The sequence below is a fragment of the Pseudomonas sp. LB3P25 genome, assembly GCF_054897985.1.
In genome coordinates this window covers 1514283-1533202 of sequence record NZ_CM142711.1, presented here as the reverse complement: position 1 = coordinate 1533202, position 18920 = coordinate 1514283, and the positions used below count along the sequence as shown (strand labels likewise).

General features: G+C 56.8%; 20 protein-coding genes. 11 read left to right on the top strand and 9 right to left on the bottom strand.

Annotated features, from left to right (window positions below; all coding sequences use genetic code 11):
* The first annotated feature begins 12 nt into the window (after window positions 1–12).
* Complete coding sequence (gene nth / locus ACYZTW_RS06675) at window positions 13–651, top strand: endonuclease III (RefSeq protein WP_008155568.1); 639 nt, start codon at window positions 13–15, stop codon at window positions 649–651.
* A gap of 106 nt (window positions 652–757) precedes the next feature.
* Window positions 758–937: a PA3496 family putative envelope integrity protein gene (locus ACYZTW_RS06670; protein ID WP_007898493.1), complete on the top strand. Its 180-nt coding sequence runs from the start codon at window positions 758–760 to the stop codon at window positions 935–937.
* A 90-nt stretch (window positions 938–1027) separates the two neighbouring features.
* Here the strand turns inward: ACYZTW_RS06670 and ACYZTW_RS06665 are convergent, their stop codons facing one another.
* Complete coding sequence (locus ACYZTW_RS06665) at window positions 1028–1654, bottom strand: response regulator transcription factor (protein ID WP_008155570.1); 627 nt, start codon at window positions 1652–1654, stop codon at window positions 1028–1030.
* 575 nt (window positions 1655–2229) lie between these two features.
* Between ACYZTW_RS06665 and ACYZTW_RS06660 the strand changes: the two genes are divergently transcribed.
* Window positions 2230–2862: a hypothetical protein gene (locus tag ACYZTW_RS06660; RefSeq protein WP_462004230.1), complete on the top strand. Its 633-nt coding sequence runs from the start codon at window positions 2230–2232 to the stop codon at window positions 2860–2862.
* A gap of 168 nt (window positions 2863–3030) precedes the next feature.
* On the opposite strand, the gene ACYZTW_RS06655 is transcribed toward ACYZTW_RS06660, so the two are convergent.
* Both ACYZTW_RS06655 and ACYZTW_RS06650 read right to left on the bottom strand, forming a co-directional pair.
* Window positions 3031–4248: an argininosuccinate synthase gene (locus tag ACYZTW_RS06655; protein ID WP_462004229.1), complete on the bottom strand. Its 1218-nt coding sequence runs from the start codon at window positions 4246–4248 to the stop codon at window positions 3031–3033.
* A gap of 129 nt (window positions 4249–4377) precedes the next feature.
* Window positions 4378–5286 (bottom strand): flagellar protein MotY, encoded by a 909-nt coding sequence (locus tag ACYZTW_RS06650; protein WP_462004228.1) that lies wholly within the window; start codon window positions 5284–5286, stop codon window positions 4378–4380.
* 159 nt (window positions 5287–5445) lie between these two features.
* Between ACYZTW_RS06650 and pyrC the strand changes: the two genes are divergently transcribed.
* Window positions 5446–6492, top strand: a complete 1047-nt coding sequence (gene pyrC / locus ACYZTW_RS06645) for a dihydroorotase (RefSeq protein ID WP_462004227.1) — start codon at window positions 5446–5448, stop codon at window positions 6490–6492.
* A complete protein-coding gene (rnt, locus tag ACYZTW_RS06640; protein WP_149631464.1) occupies window positions 6489–7166 on the top strand; it encodes a ribonuclease T in 678 nt (225 codons plus the stop codon). The genes pyrC and rnt overlap by 4 nt, the downstream gene beginning before the upstream one ends.
* Before the next feature lie 72 nt (window positions 7167–7238).
* Here rnt and ACYZTW_RS06635 read toward each other — a convergent pair whose 3' ends face one another.
* Window positions 7239–7841: a peroxiredoxin gene (locus ACYZTW_RS06635; protein ID WP_064679479.1), complete on the bottom strand. Its 603-nt coding sequence runs from the start codon at window positions 7839–7841 to the stop codon at window positions 7239–7241.
* A 314-nt stretch (window positions 7842–8155) separates the two neighbouring features.
* On the opposite strand from ACYZTW_RS06635, the gene ACYZTW_RS06630 reads away from it, so the two are divergent.
* On the top strand, window positions 8156–8374 hold the full coding sequence (locus ACYZTW_RS06630; protein ID WP_008155585.1) for a bacterioferritin-associated ferredoxin: 219 nt from the start codon (window positions 8156–8158) through the stop codon (window positions 8372–8374).
* Window positions 8375–8573: 199 nt separating this feature from the next.
* Window positions 8574–9047 carry a bacterioferritin gene (gene bfr / locus ACYZTW_RS06625; protein ID WP_008155586.1) on the top strand — a complete coding sequence of 158 codons (474 nt, stop codon included), beginning with the start codon at window positions 8574–8576 and terminating at the stop codon, window positions 9045–9047.
* 172 nt (window positions 9048–9219) lie between these two features.
* Here the strand turns inward: bfr and grxD are convergent, their stop codons facing one another.
* The 3 genes from grxD to ACYZTW_RS06610 all read right to left on the bottom strand — a co-directional run bounded on the left by grxD (window position 9220) and on the right by ACYZTW_RS06610 (window position 12180).
* The gene (grxD, locus tag ACYZTW_RS06620) at window positions 9220–9561 is read right to left on the bottom strand and encodes a Grx4 family monothiol glutaredoxin (RefSeq protein ID WP_462004226.1); all 342 of its coding nucleotides are present in this window, start codon (window positions 9559–9561) and stop codon (window positions 9220–9222) included.
* Between the two features lie 97 nt (window positions 9562–9658).
* Window positions 9659–11764 carry a molybdopterin oxidoreductase family protein gene (locus tag ACYZTW_RS06615; protein WP_462004225.1) on the bottom strand — a complete coding sequence of 702 codons (2106 nt, stop codon included), beginning with the start codon at window positions 11762–11764 and terminating at the stop codon, window positions 9659–9661.
* Window positions 11765–11898: 134 nt separating this feature from the next.
* Window positions 11899–12180 (bottom strand): hypothetical protein, encoded by a 282-nt coding sequence (locus tag ACYZTW_RS06610; protein WP_462004224.1) that lies wholly within the window; start codon window positions 12178–12180, stop codon window positions 11899–11901.
* Window positions 12181–12597: 417 nt separating this feature from the next.
* Between ACYZTW_RS06610 and argF the strand changes: the two genes are divergently transcribed.
* Window positions 12598–13518, top strand: coding sequence for an ornithine carbamoyltransferase (gene argF, locus ACYZTW_RS06605; RefSeq protein WP_129438034.1), 921 nt, complete (start codon window positions 12598–12600; stop codon window positions 13516–13518).
* Window positions 13515–14624 carry an ABC transporter ATP-binding protein gene (locus ACYZTW_RS06600; protein ID WP_462004223.1) on the top strand — a complete coding sequence of 370 codons (1110 nt, stop codon included), beginning with the start codon at window positions 13515–13517 and terminating at the stop codon, window positions 14622–14624. Before argF ends, ACYZTW_RS06600 begins: the two co-directional genes overlap by 4 nt.
* Before the next feature lie 115 nt (window positions 14625–14739).
* On the opposite strand, the gene ACYZTW_RS06595 is transcribed toward ACYZTW_RS06600, so the two are convergent.
* Together ACYZTW_RS06595 and ybaK are read right to left on the bottom strand one after the other, a co-directional pair.
* Window positions 14740–15522, bottom strand: coding sequence for a PhzF family phenazine biosynthesis protein (locus tag ACYZTW_RS06595; RefSeq protein WP_462004222.1), 783 nt, complete (start codon window positions 15520–15522; stop codon window positions 14740–14742).
* Between the two features lie 106 nt (window positions 15523–15628).
* Window positions 15629–16099, bottom strand: coding sequence for a Cys-tRNA(Pro) deacylase (ybaK, locus tag ACYZTW_RS06590; RefSeq protein WP_007971306.1), 471 nt, complete (start codon window positions 16097–16099; stop codon window positions 15629–15631).
* Between the two features lie 370 nt (window positions 16100–16469).
* On the opposite strand from ybaK, the gene ACYZTW_RS06585 reads away from it, so the two are divergent.
* The gene (locus ACYZTW_RS06585; RefSeq protein WP_462005712.1) at window positions 16470–17321 is read left to right on the top strand and encodes an MIP/aquaporin family protein; all 852 of its coding nucleotides are present in this window, start codon (window positions 16470–16472) and stop codon (window positions 17319–17321) included.
* A 76-nt stretch (window positions 17322–17397) separates the two neighbouring features.
* A complete protein-coding gene (gene glpK, locus ACYZTW_RS06580) occupies window positions 17398–18903 on the top strand; it encodes a glycerol kinase GlpK (protein ID WP_462004221.1) in 1506 nt (501 codons plus the stop codon).
* The last annotated feature ends 17 nt before the right edge of the window (window positions 18904–18920 follow it).

Below are 18920 nucleotides of genomic sequence, written 5' to 3'. Positions count from 1 at the left end.
AACGCACTGCCCATGAATGCCGCAAAACGTCTGGAAATTTTTCGCCGATTTCACGAAGACAACCCGGAACCGAAGACCGAACTGGCCTACTCCTCGCCGTTCGAATTACTGATCTCCGTGATTCTCTCCGCGCAGTCGACCGATGTCGGCGTCAACAAGGCCACCGCCAAGCTCTACCCGGTGGCCAATACACCGGCGGCAATTTATGCCTTGGGTGTCGAGGGACTGTCGGAATACATCAAGACCATCGGCCTGTTTAACAGCAAAGCGAAAAACGTGATCGAGACCTGTCGCTTGCTGATGGAGCGTCATGGAGGCGAAGTGCCGCAAACCCGTGAAGAGCTGGAAGCGTTACCCGGCGTCGGCCGCAAGACCGCCAACGTGGTGCTCAACACCGCATTCCGTCAGCTGACCATGGCCGTGGACACGCATATTTTCCGGGTCAGCAATCGTACCGGCATCGCTCCAGGCAAAAATGTGGTCGAGGTTGAGCAAAAACTCATGAAGTTCGTGCCGAAGGAGTATCTGCTCGACTCCCATCACTGGCTGATCCTCCACGGACGCTACGTTTGCCTGGCCCGCAAGCCTCGTTGCGGCAGTTGCCGGATCGAAGACTTGTGCGAATACAAGCAAAAGACATCGGACGATTGAGGCTCTATTAGGATTTTCGATTTATCGATTGAAAAAATCTTTTTTACCCGCCGGGAGATTATCGATATAAGGAGCGCCAAAGGCAGCCTTAGCCTGGAGTAACACTATGAGCACTGGCAAAGAGCAATTGGACGTAGAAGACGACTTCACCCCTGTTGAGGCTGATGATGCTGAACCGGTGGTTGAAGTGGCGAAGACCAACCTGAGCAAACGCCGTACCATCGACAATCTGCTGGAGGAGCGCCGACTGCAAAAGCAATTGGCCGATTACGATTTTGACCTATGACACCTAAAAGCCTCCCGAAACGGAGGCTTTTTACTAAGTGCCGACCTCTGATACCCCTCGTTCATCGCGCCTCGTCAAACGCTGAGTCAGTCACACCAGACCATTGCGTTGAGCCAATTCGATCAGGTCGACCAGGGAACGAGCATTGAGTTTCAATAACAGACGCGTCTTGTAAGTACTGACAGTCTTATTGCTGAGGAACATTCCATCGGCAATCTCCTTGTTGGTCTTGCCTCGGGCCAATTGCTGCAAGACCATCATTTCCCGTCCTGACAGTCGATCCACCATATCGGCTTCACTGGCGTTCCCCAAACTGGAGCGTACGGTATGCAAGGCTTGATTCGGAAAGTAACTGTAGCCCGACAATACTGCCTTTATTGCACTGAGCAACTCAGTGAGGTCCTGTTGCTTGCAGACATACCCGGCGGCACCCGATTGCATGCAACGCATGGAGAAATGCCCAGGGGCCTGGGAAGTTAATATCAGCACTTTCATGGGCATTGCTGTCGATGTCAGACGCGCAATGACTTCCAGCCCATCAAGTTTCGGTATTCCAATATCCAGGATGACAATATCCGGCATATGCTCACGGGCGAGTTGCAACGCATCCACGCCATTGTCTGTCTCTGCAATGACTTCGTAGCCATGACGCTCCATTAGCATTCGTACCGCAAGACGAATGACGGGGTGATCATCCACGATCAGCACTTTATTCATGGGCAAGTCCAATTTTCGCTGTTCGAATTTTTAGAGCCCGCACAATAGCCTAGTCATTTCACCCATGGCATGCCGCCCCCCTCAGCCGCCTGCACCGAGAGACATTCCCTACAGACATTAGAGATTGGTCTTACAAAATATCCCCAAATACCGGGGAGCTAAAAACTTTATCAACCTGCGGGCATTTAGATTCTCTGCAGTTTTTTTGTTTCTATTTACAACCAGAAAATCAAATAACAGGGTCCGTCGCAAGCGATCCAACGAACACTGATGATTGAGCTACCCTTAAAAGTAACTGATATTTTCACCTGAAATCTCATACCACAAACACTGCACATCAAGGAATAATAAAAAATCACACCAGGCAACACTTCAAAAACGAATCCGATCCACCATCACCTAAAACATCAAGAACAGATATACCCGCCCCTACTCAATACCGTTACTATCACCCTATTAAACCCAACCTTTGAAAGAGTACCGCACACACAAAAACACCAAATACTTAGTTATTAAAATCAAAACCAAAAATATCAATCAACCGAGAAAAGACAATACTTCCATGAGCAGAAAACATGAACAAATTAAAGAAAAAAATCATCAACCCAATGACAGTTATTGCAATATTCGCCGCTATTTCTGAAACCTCGGCCGCCGTCTCACTGCCCTTTCTCGACAACAAGGAGCGGGAGCTCTATGTCTGGTTCTTGATCAGCTTTCCCTTCTATTTGCTTTTTCTTTTCTTCGCCACACTCAACTTCAACTACCGATCGCTGTACGCACCCTCCGATTTCGGGAAGGGAAAGCATTTTATAAAAGTAATGGACAACGCTGATCGCGGTCAGCGGCCTGATAACCTGAAGGACCCTCCCGCCTGGATCGGTATTCAGTCGAGCCTCTCGGCTCTACAGCACGTGTGCCTGCCTGAGCCGCTAAACAACCTCCACATCGTCGATGCGCGATGGTTGAACAAAAAAATGGAATTCGGCGCCTGGATTGAAAAAAACCGGCACCCACAGGGAAGCCCTGCGCAAGTGATCGTATTTCTCACCTGTACCGATTCGGAGGCATTACTGAAGGAAAGTGCCACCAAGCATTCAAAACAGGCAAAGAATCGCAACGAACCAACGCTCTGCATTGCTTACAATTTGAATTCACGTGGGCTGACGATTCTTGATCCCTCTTTTTACCTGACACGCAGCAGGTAGCGCTTGAAGAGCATTCAGAGAGAGGAAACGGAAGGAAGGGTTTACAGAAACAAAAAGAACGCTGATAACACGATGTCCGGCAGGAAAGATCCCCTATTCAGATGTGTGGCCTTGTCACCGACAAGGCCACAACTCTATTACCGTCGTTCAACTACGGTATTCAAAGTCTCAGAAAAGCTTCCGGCCTTTGTTTGCCGCAATACGCATGCGCAAGGCGTTGAGTTTGATGAAACCCGCCGCGTCGGCCTGGTTGTAGGCGCCGCCATCTTCTTCGAAGGTCGCGATGTTGGCATCGAACAACGATTCGTCGGACTTGCGACCCGTGACGATCACGTTGCCCTTGTACAGTTTCAGGCGCACAACACCGTTCACGTGGGCCTGAGACGCATCAATCATCTGTTGCAGCATCAGACGCTCAGGGCTCCACCAGTAACCGGTGTAGATCAGGCTGGCGTATTTAGGCATCAGCTCGTCTTTGAGGTGAGCCACTTCGCGGTCCAGGGTGATCGATTCGATCGCACGGTGAGCGCGCAGCATGATGGTGCCACCAGGGGTTTCGTAGCAGCCACGGGACTTCATGCCCACGTAACGGTTCTCGACGATGTCGAGACGGCCGATACCGTGTTCGCCACCGATACGGTTCAGGGTCGCCAGCACGGTGGCCGGGGACATTTCGACGCCGTCCAGTGCGACGATGTCGCCGTTGCGGTAGGTCAGCTCGAGATACTGCGCTTTGTCAGGAGCCTTCTCCGGGGAGACAGTCCAACGCCACATGTCTTCTTCGTGCTCAGTCCAGGTGTCTTCCAGCACGCCGCCTTCATAGGAGATGTGCAGCAGGTTGGCATCCATCGAGTACGGGGATTTCTTCTTGCCGTGACGCTCGATCGGGATGTTGTGCTTGTCAGCATAATCCATCAGCTTTTCACGGGAGAGCAGGTCCCATTCGCGCCACGGAGCGATCACTTTCACACCTGGCTTCAAGGCGTAGGCGCCCAGCTCGAAACGAACCTGGTCGTTGCCCTTGCCGGTGGCGCCGTGGGAAATGGCATCAGCACCGGTTTCGTTGGCGATTTCGATCAAGCGCTTGGCGATCAACGGACGAGCGATGGAAGTACCCAGCAGGTACTCGCCTTCGTAAACGGTGTTGGCGCGGAACATCGGGAAAACGAAATCGCGCACGAATTCTTCGCGCAAGTCATCGATGTAGATCTCTTTCACGCCCATGGCCTGTGCCTTGGCGCGTGCAGGTTCGACCTCTTCGCCCTGACCCAGGTCAGCAGTGAAGGTCACGACTTCACAGTTATAAGTATCCTGCAGCCACTTGAGGATCACCGAAGTGTCCAGGCCGCCGGAATACGCCAGAACGACCTTGTTTACGTCCGCCATGCCATCACTCCACGGGGTTCTACGGAAAGCCGTCAAGTCTACCGGTCATGCAGGATAATTTACAGAGGCGCGACAGCTTATGACGACGAAGCGACAGATTATGTCGAGTGAGCGACGATTACAGCGGGTTCAGGAGGTCGATGCGGCGCTCGCCGATGCAGTGGCCTGAGGCGCCGGCTTTTCGGTGGGCGCAACGCGCGCGAGGTGCACATTGACCCGACGGTTCTTCGCCCGGTTGGCGGAATTGGTATTGGGCGCCAACGGATAACGCTCGCCGTGAAAGCGCACGGTGATCTGCGATTCCTGAACGCCATTGGCCTTGAAGAATTCCATGACGGCCAGGGCCCGACGCCTCGACAGGTCACGATTGGTCAGGCGGTTGCCACTGTTGTCGGAATGGCCATCGAGTTCGATGTGGTTGACCGTCGGATCGGCCCGCATGAAATCCAGCATCACTTGCAATTGAGCCTTGGCCTGCGCGTCGAGATCGATGCCTTCGCCGGGGAAACCAATCTCGGACTGTTTGACCTGCTCGAAATTCTTCGGCAGCAGTTTTGCCACACAGCCCTGATAATCGTTAAACGCCTTGCTGAACCTGACCGGCAACAGACGCACTTCCGACACCCGGCCATCGCCCGAGTAATGTCGAACGACCGGACTGCGGCCATCCATCAAGCCACTGATCAAGCGGCCGGCCTGAACTTGCGAACTGTTGAACAGCACATCGCCCCTGCCTATTTGCACAGAACCGAGGTTGATGTCGCCACGCCCCGGCTGCCAAGGGGCCGCCGCCGCCAGCAAGGTCGCCGAACCGCCGCCGATCATCGCGTTGTAGGCCTTCAGACGAAACGTCGCTTGCTCGCCAGCGCGACGCACGAACTCGCCCGAACCAAAATCGGTGATCGGTTGACTCAGGCGGCACTCGAACTTGTCTCCTTCGACCGTCCACTCAATGTTCTCCAGACGGGTCTGGAAAGTGAGCGCCATCGCAGGAAGGCTGGCAAACACGCTGAGCAAGGCTAAATAACGCTGGCGCACGGGAGGCTCCACTGGCTTCTACAACAAAAAGACCGACACACAGATGTTTACGGCATACCTGTTGGATATCGGAAGCTTCCTGCAAAACTTGATAGCGAGTGCCTGGAAGAGTCTTTTCCGGTAGCATTCCCCTCAGTTTGACCCGCCTGGAATCCCCTCATGTCCGACCGCCTGACCCTGCTGCGTCCCGACGACTGGCACATTCATCTTCGCGATGGTGCCGTGTTGACCAATACCGTTGCGGATGTCGCGCGCACCTTTGGTCGCGCCATCATCATGCCCAACCTGGTACCTCCGGTGCGTAACACCGCGGAAGCCGACGGCTATCGCCAGCGGATTCTCGCTGCACGCCCGGCCGGCAGTCGCTTCGAACCGTTGATGGTGCTGTACCTCACCGACCGTACCCAACCCGAAGAAATTCGCGAGGCCAAGGCCAGCGGTTTCATTCACGCCGCCAAGCTGTACCCGGCTGGCGCGACCACCAACTCGGACTCCGGTGTCACCAGCATCGACAAGATTTTCCCTGCACTCGAGGCCATGGCCGAAGTCGGGATGCCCTTGCTGGTTCACGGTGAAGTCACCCGTGGCGATGTCGACGTTTTCGATCGCGAAAAATTCTTCATCGATGAGCACATGCGTCGTGTGGTCGAGCGTTTCCCGAACCTCAAAGTGGTGTTCGAACACATCACCACCGCAGACGCCGTGCAGTTCGTCAACGAGGCTTCGGCCAACGTTGGCGCGACCATCACCGCGCATCACCTGCTGTACAACCGCAACCACATGCTGGTGGGCGGGATTCGGCCGCACTTCTATTGCCTGCCGATCCTCAAGCGCAACACCCATCAGGAAGCCCTGCTCGACGCCGCCACCAGCGGCAGCGACAAGTTCTTCCTCGGCACCGATTCGGCGCCCCATGCCCAGCACGCCAAAGAAGCCGCTTGCGGCTGTGCCGGTTGCTACACCGCTTATGCAGCGATCGAGATGTATGCCGAAGCCTTCGAACAGCGCAACGCGCTGGACAAGCTCGAAGCCTTTGCCAGCCTGAACGGCCCGCGTTTCTACGGCCTGCCGGTGAACATCGATCGCATCACCCTGGTCCGCGAAGAGTGGACCGCCCCAACCAGCCTGCCATTTGGCGAGCTGACCGTAATCCCGCTGCGCGCCGGTGAAAAACTGCGCTGGCGCCTGCTGGAGGAACACGCGTGAGTGAAGACCATTTCGACGACGAACAGGACGGTCAAGGCGGCGGAGGTGGTTCACGCCACCCGATGGCTGAGCGCTTCCGTGGATACCTGCCAGTCGTTGTCGACGTTGAAACCGGTGGTTTCAACTCTGCCACTGACGCCTTGCTGGAAATTGCCGCAACCACCATCGGCATGGACGAAAAAGGGTTTGTGTACCCCGACCACACCTACTTCTTTCGCGTAGAGCCTTTTGAAGGCGCGAACATCGAAGCGGCCGCTCTGGAATTTACCGGGATCAAACTCGATCACCCGCTGCGCATGGCAGTGAGTGAAGAAGCAGCGCTGACCGACATCTTCCGTGGCATCCGCAAGGCCCTGAAAGCCAACGGTTGCAAACGGGCGATTCTGGTCGGGCACAACAGCAGCTTCGATCTGGGCTTCCTCAACGCCGCCGTCGCGCGCCTGGACATGAAGCGCAACCCGTTTCATCCGTTCTCGAGCTTCGATACGGCAACCCTGGCCGGTCTGGCTTACGGCCAAACCGTACTGGCCAAGGCCTGTCAAGCCGCCGATATCGACTTCGACGGTCGTGAGGCCCACTCGGCTCGCTACGACACCGAGAAGACGGCCGAGCTGTTCTGCGGCATCGTCAATCGCTGGAAACAAATGGGCGGTTGGGAAGACTACAACGACTGATCCGTCGTCAGGTTTATCCCGCCCATAAAAAAACCGGCCTCACGGCCGGTTTTTTTATGCCTCAAACGTGCCTTACAGCGCAGCAGCGTTCTCGGTCAGGTAAGCCGCGACGCCTTCGGTCGAAGCGGTCATGCCTTTGTCGCCTTTTTTCCAGTTGGCAGGGCAAACTTCGCCGTGCTCTTCGTGGAATTGCAGAGCGTCGACCAGACGGATCAGCTCTTCAATGTTACGGCCCAGCGGCAGGTCGTTGATGATCTGCGAACGGACAACGCCTTTGTCGTCGATCAGGAACGCGCCACGGAAAGCCACGCCGCCTTCGGACTCAACGTCGTAGGCCTTGGCAATTTCGTGCTTCAGGTCGGCAGCCATGGTGTAGCGAACTTCGCCGATACCACCATTGTTGACCGGGGTGTTGCGCCAGGCGTTGTGGGTGAAGTGCGAGTCGATCGAAACGGCGATCACTTCAACGTTGCGTGCCTTGAAGTCAGACATGCGGTTGTCCAGAGCGATCAGCTCGGACGGGCAAACGAAGGTGAAGTCCAGTGGGTAGAAGAACACCAGGCCGTATTTGCCTTTGATGGCCGACGACAGGGTGAAGCTGTCTACGATTTCGCCATTGCCGAGTACGGCCGGTACGGTGAAGTCAGGGGCTTGTTTGCCTACGAGTACGCTCATTGGATATCTCCTGGTGTAATAACGTGAAGAACTGGGCTCGCATCAGCCTGCCACCTTCAAGCGACAGCCCTGTGACACGATCCCCTTCGCAAGGACCGACCATCATACACGGCGTTTTTGAGCTGTCCTCAACGGTTTTTCGCCGGCTCGTTAAAATTGCCGTCGCCGCGGTTACTGGCAGATTGCCCTGAGGAAAACCGTTCGTCAGTCGCGCCCGCTTATAACGCGAAGCTTTCAGAAAGCACTTTGACAATCATTCTCGTTAACATTAAGATCCATCGCAATTGAGTCACAACCAGCGACGGTTTTCACTTATGTATGTCTGCCTCTGCACTGGCGTCACCGACGGTCAAATCCGCGAAGCAATCTATGAAGGTTGCTGCAGCTATAAGGAAGTCCGTCAGGCCACCGGCGTTGCCAGCCAATGCGGTAAATGCGCCTGCCTTGCCAAGGAGGTCGTTCGCGAAACCCTGACCAAACTGCAATCGGCCCAGGCTGCAATTCCCTATCCTGTAGAATTTACTGCCGCGTAACTACCGTATTTAAAAGAACCGGACCTGATGTCCGGTTTTTTTATACCTGAAAATCAATCGCTTACGCTCTAGACGCGGAACACAAACATTCTTATTCCGATTAATTTTCATTTAAGTTTCAATAACTTAGGTTTGACACTCTTAATTACGCGGCTCAAACTCTGCCTCATAGACAGCTAATAAAGGGCAGGACCCCATCATGAAAGGCGACGTTACAGTCATCCAGCATCTCAACAAGATCCTTGCCAATGAACTGGTCGCGATCAATCAATACTTCCTGCATGCACGCATGTACGAAGATTGGGGCCTGAACAAGCTAGGAAAACACGAGTACCACGAATCCATCGACGAGATGAAGCACGCAGACAAGCTGATCAAGCGCATCCTGTTCCTTGAAGGCCTGCCGAACGTCCAGGACCTGGGCAAACTGCAGATCGGCGAGCACACCCAGGAAATGCTTGAGTGCGACCTGCGTATCGAACGCACCGGTCACGCGGATCTCAAAGTGGCTATCGCTCATTGCGAAACCGTTGGCGACTTCGGTAGCCGTGAACTGCTTGAAGATATTCTTGAGTCCGAAGAAGAACATATCGACTGGCTGGAAACCCAACTGGGCCTGATCGATAAAGTCGGTCTTGAGAACTACCTGCAATCGCAGATGGGCGAAGAGTAAGTTAGCGCCCGCTAAACTCGAGACAATAAAAAGCCCCGCCCTCTTTTAAAGAGGCGGGGCTTTTTTAATGCCCTGTAGGAGCATGGCTTGCCAGCGATGAACGATGACGCGGTGTTCTTGTTAAACCGCGGCGCCTGCATCGCGAGCAAGCTTTGCTCCTACAGGAAGCGGATCAGGCTTCGGTCTTGGCAGCAGCGGCTTTTTCAACGGCTGCTTTGATCGTGGCCTGCAACGAACCATCAGCAGACATTTCAGTCATGATGTCGCTACCGCCGACCAGCTCACCGCCAACCCACAGTTGCGGGAAGGTTGGCCAGTTGGCGTATTTTGGCAGGTTGGCGCGGATTTCCGGGTTCTGCAGGATGTCCACGTAAGCAAATTTTTCACCACACGCCATCACGGCCTGCGCGGCTTTCGCGGAGAAGCCACACTGCGGGGCATTCGGCGAACCTTTCATGTAAAGCAGAATGGTGTTGTTAGCAATCTGCTCTTTAATCGTTTCGATGATATCCATGGAGCACCTCGGCTGAACTTTCCGACTCAGGGGTCGGCACGGTGGCGCATTGTAACGGAAACCCGAGCCCCCTGCTCGGTCTCTCCGACAGACTTGATCAAGCCGCCGCCACGGTCACTGGCACGCCGTTCAACGCCGCATTGCCCGACAACTCATCGAGCTGACACTCGTCGGTCAAGTCATTGGCGCTGGAGCCCGGCTGACCACTGGCAATGGTCATCTGCACGCCCGGCCGCGCATGCCCCCAACCGTGAGGAAGGCTGACTACACCTTTCATCATATCCAGACTTGCGAGCACTTCAACTTCGATCTCACCGACCCGCGAACTGACCCGCACTCGCTGCCCGTCTTTGAGCCCACGACTGGCCAGGTCATCCGGGTGCATCAGCAATTGATGGCGCGGTTTGCCCTTCACCAGACGATGATAGTTGTGCATCCACGAGTTGTTGCTGCGCACATGACGGCGGCCGATCATCAACAACTCATCGGCAGCCGGCGCTTGCAATGCCGCAAAGCGCACGAGATCAGCAAGGATCGCGGCAGGCGCCGCCTGGACTCGCTGATTAGCCGTTTTCAGACGTGGAGCCAGATTGGATTTCAATGCCCCAAGATCAACACCATGAGGGTGATCAAACAACGTCGCCAGCGATAGCTTGTGCTCCGAAGCGTCGCCATACAGCCCCATTCGCAAGCCATGATCAATCATCTGCGCCGGAGCAACGGTTGGTTTCAATGCTTTGCCAGTCTTCGCAGCAAAGGCCTTGGCCAGCCCCACGAAAATCTCCCAGTCATGCAACGCACCTTCAGGCTTGGCCAGGATCGCGCGATTGAACCGGCTGACGTTACGCACCGCAAACATATTGAAAGTCGTGTCGTAATGATCGTTTTCCAGGGCCGAGGTGGACGGCAGAATCAGGTCGGCATACCGCGTGGTTTCATTGATATACAGGTCGATGCTAACCATGAACTCCAAACCGTCCAGTGCCTGTTCCAGTTGCCGGCCATTGGGCGTCGACAGTACCGGATTACCCGCCACGGTAATCAGCGCGCGGACCTGCCCTTCCCCTTCAGTGAGCATCTCTTCGGCCAGCGCCGACACCGGCAATTCCCCACCGTATTCAGGACGCCCAGACACCCGACTCTGCCACAGATTGAAATGCCCGCCCGAGGTCGACGCCACCAAATCCACTGCCGGTTCGGTGCACAACGCCCCTCCTACGCGATCGAGATTACCGGTGACCAGGTTGATCAGCTGCACAACCCAATGGCACAAGGTGCCGAACGCCTGGGTCGAGACACCCATGCGGCCGTAACACACTGCCGTCGGCGCCGCCGCAAAGTCCCGCGCCAGTTGGCGGATCTGTTCGGCGGGCACTGCGCACAGCGGGCTCATGGCCTCGGCAGTGAAACTGGCGACCGCCTCCCGCACCTCATCCAGACCGTCCACCGGCAAATGACTGTCGCGGGTCAGGCCTTCAGCGAACAAGGTGTTGAGCAGTCCGAACAACAACGCCGCATCGCCACCGGGGCGCACGAACAGATGCTGGTCGGCAATCGCCGCCGTTTCGCTGCGGCGCGGATCGACCACCACCACTTTGCCGCCGCGAGCCTGAATGGCCTTCAAACGCTTCTCCACATCCGGCACAGTCATGATGCTGCCGTTGGAGGCCAGCGGATTGCCGCCAAGGATCAGCATGAAATCGGTGTGATCGATGTCCGGGATCGGTAACAGCAAACCGTGGCCGTACATCAAATGGCTGGTCAGGTGATGGGGCAACTGGTCAACCGACGTCGCAGAAAACCGGTTGCGGGTTTTCAACAGGCCGAGAAAGTAATTGCTGTGGGTCATCAGCCCATAGTTGTGCACGCTGGGGTTGCCTTGATAGACCGCCACCGCATTCTGTCCGTGACGCTCCTGAATCGCCGCCAGCCGTTCAGCTACAAGGCTGAAGGCGTCTTCCCACTCGATGGGTTGCCATTCGCTACCGACCCGCAGCAGCGGCTGACGCAGACGATCCGGATCATTTTGAATATCTTGTAAGGCGACGGCCTTGGGGCAGATGTGCCCGCGGCTGAATGTATCCTGAGCGTCACCCTTGATCGAAGTGATCTGCACCGCGCCTTCGACCTCGGTAGTTTCGATGGTCAGGCCGCAGATGGCTTCACACAAGTGGCACGCACGGTGATGGAGAGTCTTGGTCATGGCCAGTCTCTGTCTTGTTCTGAGCGGGCAATATCGACCGCGGGAACAAAACTATGGCGCCTGGCCCACTGCTGCGCCAGCGACGTTCGTCTTGTGAATCGGCGACCATCAGGCCAGCCGATGGCGGCTGGGCATCAGTTCGGCGGCGGCGCCTGCAATTGGATTTCCTGAATGGTTTCGATCTGTTCATGAGCGATATGGACACCCGTGAGTTCGCCGATCAGTCGCCAGTGCTCGTCGAGCCCGGCGCTGATGGTTGCCATGCGGTCAATCATCCGCCGCCCGGCGGCCTTGGTCACTTCGTCTTCACTGCGCATCAACTCGAAGGACATCGAGGTCATGGAAGCGGTGAGATGGGTCAGTGAGCGAGCCGTAAGGCCGAGTAACTCCATTAACTGTTGTTCTTTCGATTCCATTCCGAAGGCTTCCTGCGTCGTTCGTGGATTAGTTATAACCCGCCACCTTGCATTAGCAAATGTTTCAGACCAGACACATTCACCAATCTTGAGCACAAATGCTTCGAATGACAGGTCAGAAACCGACCGTTGCTAGGCCGTCCCCGCCCCGTTTGATTGCAAAGCCCCGCGACCCCAGTGTACAAATGACGGGCTGCTGTCAGGAAACAGGCTTCAAAAGCGCTACTGCGGTCACCCCGTAGCCCCTCTGAAATCCCCTAAAAACCGTAGCCCTATTGGTAAGACGCGACATTTAATTATAAGATCGCGCCTTCCCCTATTTCGTCGCCCCGTGCGGCTTACGCCGCAGGTCTCGCCCGTTTTTCAGTTAAACAAGGCTTTGAGTATCTGCGGTCTGTTGCAAAAAGGTAGTCAATGATGAGCGCAAGGCACTTTCTCTCCCTGATGGATTGCACGCCCGAAGAGCTGGTCAGCGTGATCCGCCGAGGCGTTGAGCTCAAAGACCTGCGTAACCGCGGCGTACTGTTCGAGCCTCTGAAAAACCGCGTGCTCGGGATGATTTTCGAGAAATCGTCGACCCGCACCCGTATTTCGTTCGAAGCCGGCATGATCCAGCTCGGTGGCCAGGCGATCTTTCTGTCGCCGCGCGACACCCAACTGGGCCGTGGCGAGCCGATCGGCGATGCCGCCATTGTCATGTCGAGCATGCTCGATGCGGTGATGATCCGCACGTTTTCCCACAGCACACTGACTGAATTCGCCGCCAATTCGCGCGTCCCGCTGATCAACGGCCTGTCCGATGACCTGCACCCGTGCCAGTTGCTGGCCGACATGCAGACGTTCCTCGAACACCGCGGCTCGATCCAGGGCAAAACCGTGGCCTGGATCGGCGACGGCAACAACATGTGCAACAGCTATATAGAAGCGGCGATCCAGTTCGACTTCCAGTTGCGCATCGCTTGTCCGGAAGGCTTTGAACCCAACCCTGAATTCGTGGCCAAGGCTGGCGATCGGGTCACCATCGTCCGCGATCCGAAGGATGCCGTACGCGGCGCCCACCTGGTCAGTACCGACGTCTGGACCTCTATGGGCCAGGAAGAGGAAACCGCCAAACGCCTGAAGCTGTTCGCGCCGTTTCAGGTCAACCGCGCCCTGCTCGACCTGGCCGCTCCGGACGTGCTGTTCATGCACTGCCTGCCGGCCCACCGTGGCGAGGAAATCAGCGTCGACCTGCTCGATGACAAGCGCTCCGTCGCGTGGGATCAAGCCGAAAACCGTCTTCACGCACAAAAAGCCCTGCTCGAGTTTCTCGTCGAACCGGCGTACCACCACGCATGAGCCATCCATTACTGCTGAACCTGCGCAACCTCGCCTGCGGTTACCAAGACCAGCGCGTCGTGCAGAACCTCAACCTGCATTTGAATGCCGGCGACATCGGTTGCCTGCTGGGCTCTTCGGGCTGTGGCAAAACCACCACCCTGCGGGCCATTGCCGGTTTCGAACCGGTGCACGAAGGTGAAATCCAGTTGGCGGGCGAAACCATCTCCCGCGCCGGTTTCACCCTTGCCCCGGAGAAACGCCGGATCGGCATGGTGTTCCAGGATTACGCGCTGTTTCCGCACTTGAGCGTGGCCGAGAACATCGCCTTCGGGATTCGCAAGCACCCGCAAAAGGATCGCGTCACCGAAGAGTTGCTGGAACTGGTCAACCTGAAAAACCTCGGCAAGCGCTTCCCGCATGAGCTGTCCGGTGGTCAACAGCAGCGTGTCGCACTGGCCCGCGCCCTGGCGCCGGAACCGCAACTGCTGCTGCTCGACGAACCCTTCTCCAACCTTGATGGCGAACTGCGACGCAAGCTCAGCCATGAGGTGCGCGATATCCTCAAGGCCCGTGGCACCAGCGCGATTCTGGTGACCCACGACCAGGAAGAAGCCTTCGCGGTGAGCGATCATGTAGGGGTTTTCAAGGAAGGTCGTCTGGAACAGTGGGACACGCCCTACAACCTGTATCACGAACCGCTGACGCCGTTTGTGGCCAGTTTCATCGGCCAGGGTTATTTCATTCGCGGTCAGCTGAGCAGCCCCGAGTCGGTGCAGACCGAACTGGGTGAGTTACGCGGTAATCGTGCCTACACCTGGCCGGTTGGCGGTGCGGTGGATGTGTTGCTGCGTCCGGACGATATCGTTTATGCACCGGACAGCACGTTGAAGGCGCGGATTGTCGGCAAGTCTTTCCAGGGTGCGTCCACGCTGTATCGCTTGCAGTTGCCGACCGGCGCGCAGCTGGAGTCGATTTTCCCGAGCCATGCCGATCATCTGGTGGGTTCAGAGGTCGGCATTCGTGTCGCGGCTGAACACCTGGTGCTGTTTCAGGCGTCGGGCAGTACGGCGGCGCAGATTCCGGTCGTCGAGTCCGGTGTCCGCCGCCACAGCACTGCTAGCTGATACACACGGACAAATGTGGGAGCGAGCCTGCTCGCGAAGGCGGTGTATCAGTCGACACCCTCGTCAACTGACACGCAGCCTTCGCGAGCAGGCTCGCTCCCACAATAGATTTCGGTTAACCCAGCATCAACGTTCCGCTGGCAACGAGCGTCGCATTCCCGCCGATTTTCACCCGATCCCCTTCCAGCCGACAGAACAACTCCCCGCCTCGAGCCGAGCGCTGACAAGCCGCCAGGCTCGACTTGCCCAAACGTTCCGACCAGTACGGGATCAGGCTGCAATGGGTCGAACCCGTCACCGGGTCTTCGTTGATGCCGATCGCCGGCGCGAAGTAGCGGGACACAAAATCATGCTGGCTGCCCCTGGCCGTGACAATTGCCCCGGGCCACGGCAGTTTCGCCAGCGCCGCCATGTCCGGCTGACATTCGAGCACCGCCTGCTCGGATTCCAGCACTACGAACAATTCGTTCGACCCCAGCACATCAACCGCTTCCACGCCTAGCGCGCGCTCGACATCCAGGGTCACGCCCACTTCCGATGGCATGATCGCCGGGAAATCCAGCCACAAGCGCTCACCCTCACGGCTCACACTCAGCAGGCCAGACTTGCAGACGAAGTCCAGGCGTTCGGCTGGTTCTTTATAGATTTCAAACAGAACGTAAGCGCTGGCCAAGGTCGCATGACCGCACAACGGCACTTCGGTGGTCGGGGTAAACCAGCGGATGTGCCAACCCTGCCCTTCGCGCACCACGAAGGCTGTTTCGGCGAGGTTGTGCTCGGCGGCGATCTTCTGCATCAACTCATCGGCAAGCCAGGCATCGAGGCGATAGACCATCGCCGGGTTGCCACTGAACGGTCGATCACTGAACGCATCGACCTGGTGAAATTCAAGCTGCATAACCATCTCCCTATGTCAGGTCAGCGAGCATGCCGCTGCCGACAACGCGGCGCCAGTGACAGAGCCCGTAAATTTGCACCATACAGCGCCGGGCTGATAGTGCGCGTCAGGCACGGCCGATATCAGCGAACTTCGCCTGGGTATGTTCGGCCAGCACCGCGGGGGCCAATTCGACTTCCAGCCCTCGTCGCCCTGCGCTGACAAAAATGCTGGCGAAGGGCTGCGCCGAATTATCGATAAACGTGCGCAAACGCTTTTTCTGTCCCAGCGGACTGATCCCGCCCAACAGGTAACCGGTGGATCGTTGCGCAGCGGCAGGATCGGCCATTTCGACTTTTTTCACGCCCGCAGCGTGAGCCAGGCCCTTCAAGTCCAGACTTCCGACGACCGGCACCACGGCTACCAGCAATTCACCTTTCTCGCTGGCCGCCAGCAAAGTCTTGAACACCTGCGCCGGGTCCAACCCCAACTTTTCCGCGGCCTCCAGCCCGTAGGAAGCTGCCTTCGGATCATGTTCGTAACTGTGCACGCGATGTTCGGCACGAACTTTTTTCAACAAATCCAATGCGGGGGTCATGGCAGCTCCAGACTGGGCGGCAGTAGAAAAATACTGCGCTGGATTCTAGGTCATTGATCGGCAAATGGCTCTATTGCGGCGATATTTCAATGGCTTGGCAGCGCCTTTTGCCGTTCGTCCATGTTCGATCTGCTACGTGAACGATGTGGTCATTCATGTGACTAATAGTTCGATTGTGACTGACGGTTCACTTTCGACCTTTGACAGCAGCGTTTCTTGTCTATATTTTTTCGAATCTGAATACTGTACGAATGTTCCTATCGCAGCACCCAGCAGCAGGCCGAGAACAGGATGGGGATCCTGTCTCGGTGAAAATCGCGCTTTGACCCTCATGAAAAAGCGCCAGACAACAACAAAAACGAGGTTTTCAATGACAACTGCTTTACAACAACCGTCGCTCTCGAGCCAATGCATGGCCGAATTTTTGGGTACTGCACTGCTGATCTTTTTTGGTACGGGGTGTGTTGCCGCGCTCAAGGTCGCGGGTGCAAGCTTCGGCCTTTGGGAAATCAGCATCATCTGGGGTATCGGCGTAAGCATGGCGATCTACCTGACCGCCGGCGTTTCAGGGGCTCATCTCAATCCCGCTGTCAGCATTGCCCTGAGCATTTTCGCTGACTTCGAAAAGCGCAAACTGCCGTTCTATATTCTCGCCCAGATCGCTGGCGCCTTCTGTGGAGCGTTGTTGGTTTACACGCTGTACAGCAATCTATTCTTCGATTACGAACAAACTCACCATATGGTTCGTGGCACTCAGGCCAGCCTCGAATTGGCGTCGGTGTTCTCCACCTTCCCCAATCCGGTGTTGACCACGGCACAAGCCTTCCTGGTTGAAGTGATCATCACTGCCATCCTGATGGGCGTGATCATGTCCCTGACCGACGACAACAATGGACTGCCAAAGGGCCCGCTCGCTCCGCTGCTGATCGGCCTGCTGATTGCCGTGATCGGCAGTTCGATGGGGCCGCTGACCGGTTTTGCGATGAACCCGGCGCGCGACTTCGGTCCTAAGCTGATGACTTTCTTCGCTGGTTGGGGTGAAATTTCCTTCACCGGCGGGCGCGATATCCCGTACTTCCTGATTCCGATTTTTGCACCGATTGTCGGTGCCTGCCTCGGTGCTGCAGCTTATCGCGGGCTGATTGCCCGTCATCTGCCCAGCGCCCTACCTGCTACAAAGGACACAGCACCGGCCATTGACGGCAAACCAAGAACTTCTTGATACCGTTGGCGTGTGATCCTGCCCATAAGATCGCGCGCCGGACCTCACTCCCTTTTTTTCGTCCAAGGCAATCGACATGACCGACACTCAGAATAAGAACTACATCATTGCCCTCGATCAGGGTACGACCAGCTCCCGCGCGATCATTTTCGACCGCGACGCGAACGTGGTCTGCACCGCCCAGCGCGAATTCGCACAGCATTACCCGCAAGCCGGTTGGGTTGAACATGACCCGATGGAAATCTTCGCCACTCAAAGCGCCGTGATGGTCGAGGCCCTGGCTCAAGCCGGCCTGCATCACGACCAGGTCGCCGCCATCGGCATCACCAACCAGCGCGAAACCACCGTGGTCTGGGACAAGTCCACCGGCCGCCCGATCTACAACGCGATCGTCTGGCAGTGCCGCCGCAGCACCGAGATCTGCCAGCAGCTCAAGCGCGATGGCCACGAGCAATACATCAGCGACACCACGGGCCTGGTTACCGACCCGTACTTCTCCGGCACCAAGCTCAAGTGGATCCTCGACAACGTCGAAGGCAGCCGTGAGCGCGCGCGCAACGGCGAACTGTTGTTCGGCACCATCGACAGCTGGCTGATCTGGAAATTTACCGGCGGCAAGGTGCACGTCACCGACTACACCAACGCCTCGCGCACCATGCTCTTCAATATCCACACACTGGAGTGGGACGCGAAGATGCTGGAGGTGCTGGATATTCCGCGCGAGATGCTGCCGCAAGTGAAGTCGTCGTCGGAAATCTACGGCCACACCAAAAGCGGCATCGCCATCGGCGGTATCGCCGGTGACCAGCAAGCGGCCCTGTTCGGCCAGATGTGCGTCGAGCCAGGTCAGGCGAAAAATACCTACGGCACTGGCTGCTTCCTGCTGATGAACACCGGCGACAAAGCCGTGAAGTCCAAGCACGGCATGTTGACCACCATCGCTTGCGGCCCGCGCGGCGAAGTGGCTTACGCGCTGGAAGGTGCAGTGTTCAACGGAGGTTCTACGGTTCAGTGGCTGCGCGACGAACTGAAGATCATCAACGACGCCCACGATACTGAATACTTCGCCAACAAGGTCAAGGACAGCAACGGCGTGTACCTGGTGCCAGCCTTTACCGGTCTGGGCGCTCCGTACTGGGACCCGTATGCCCGTGGTGCATTGTTTGGTCTGACTCGCGGCGTACGTGTGGATCACATTATTCGTGCAGCCCTGGAGTCGATTGCCTACCAGACCCGCGACGTTCTGGACGCCATGCAACAGGATTCCGGTGAACGCCTCAAGTCCTTGCGCGTGGACGGCGGCGCAGTCGCGAACAACTTCCTGATGCAGTTCCAGGCCGACATCCTTGGCACTCAGGTGGAGCGTCCGCAAATGCGCGAAACCACCGCACTGGGTGCCGCTTACCTGGCCGGTCTGGCCTGCGGTTTCTGGGGCAGCCTGGACGAGTTGCGCGGCAAGGCTGTGATCGAGCGCGAATTCGAACCGACCCTGGACGAAACCGCGAAGGAAAAACTCTACGCCGGCTGGAAAAAAGCCGTCAGCCGCACCCGCGATTGGGAACCACACGAAGGCGCTGAATAAGCCAACAGCAGGGTTGT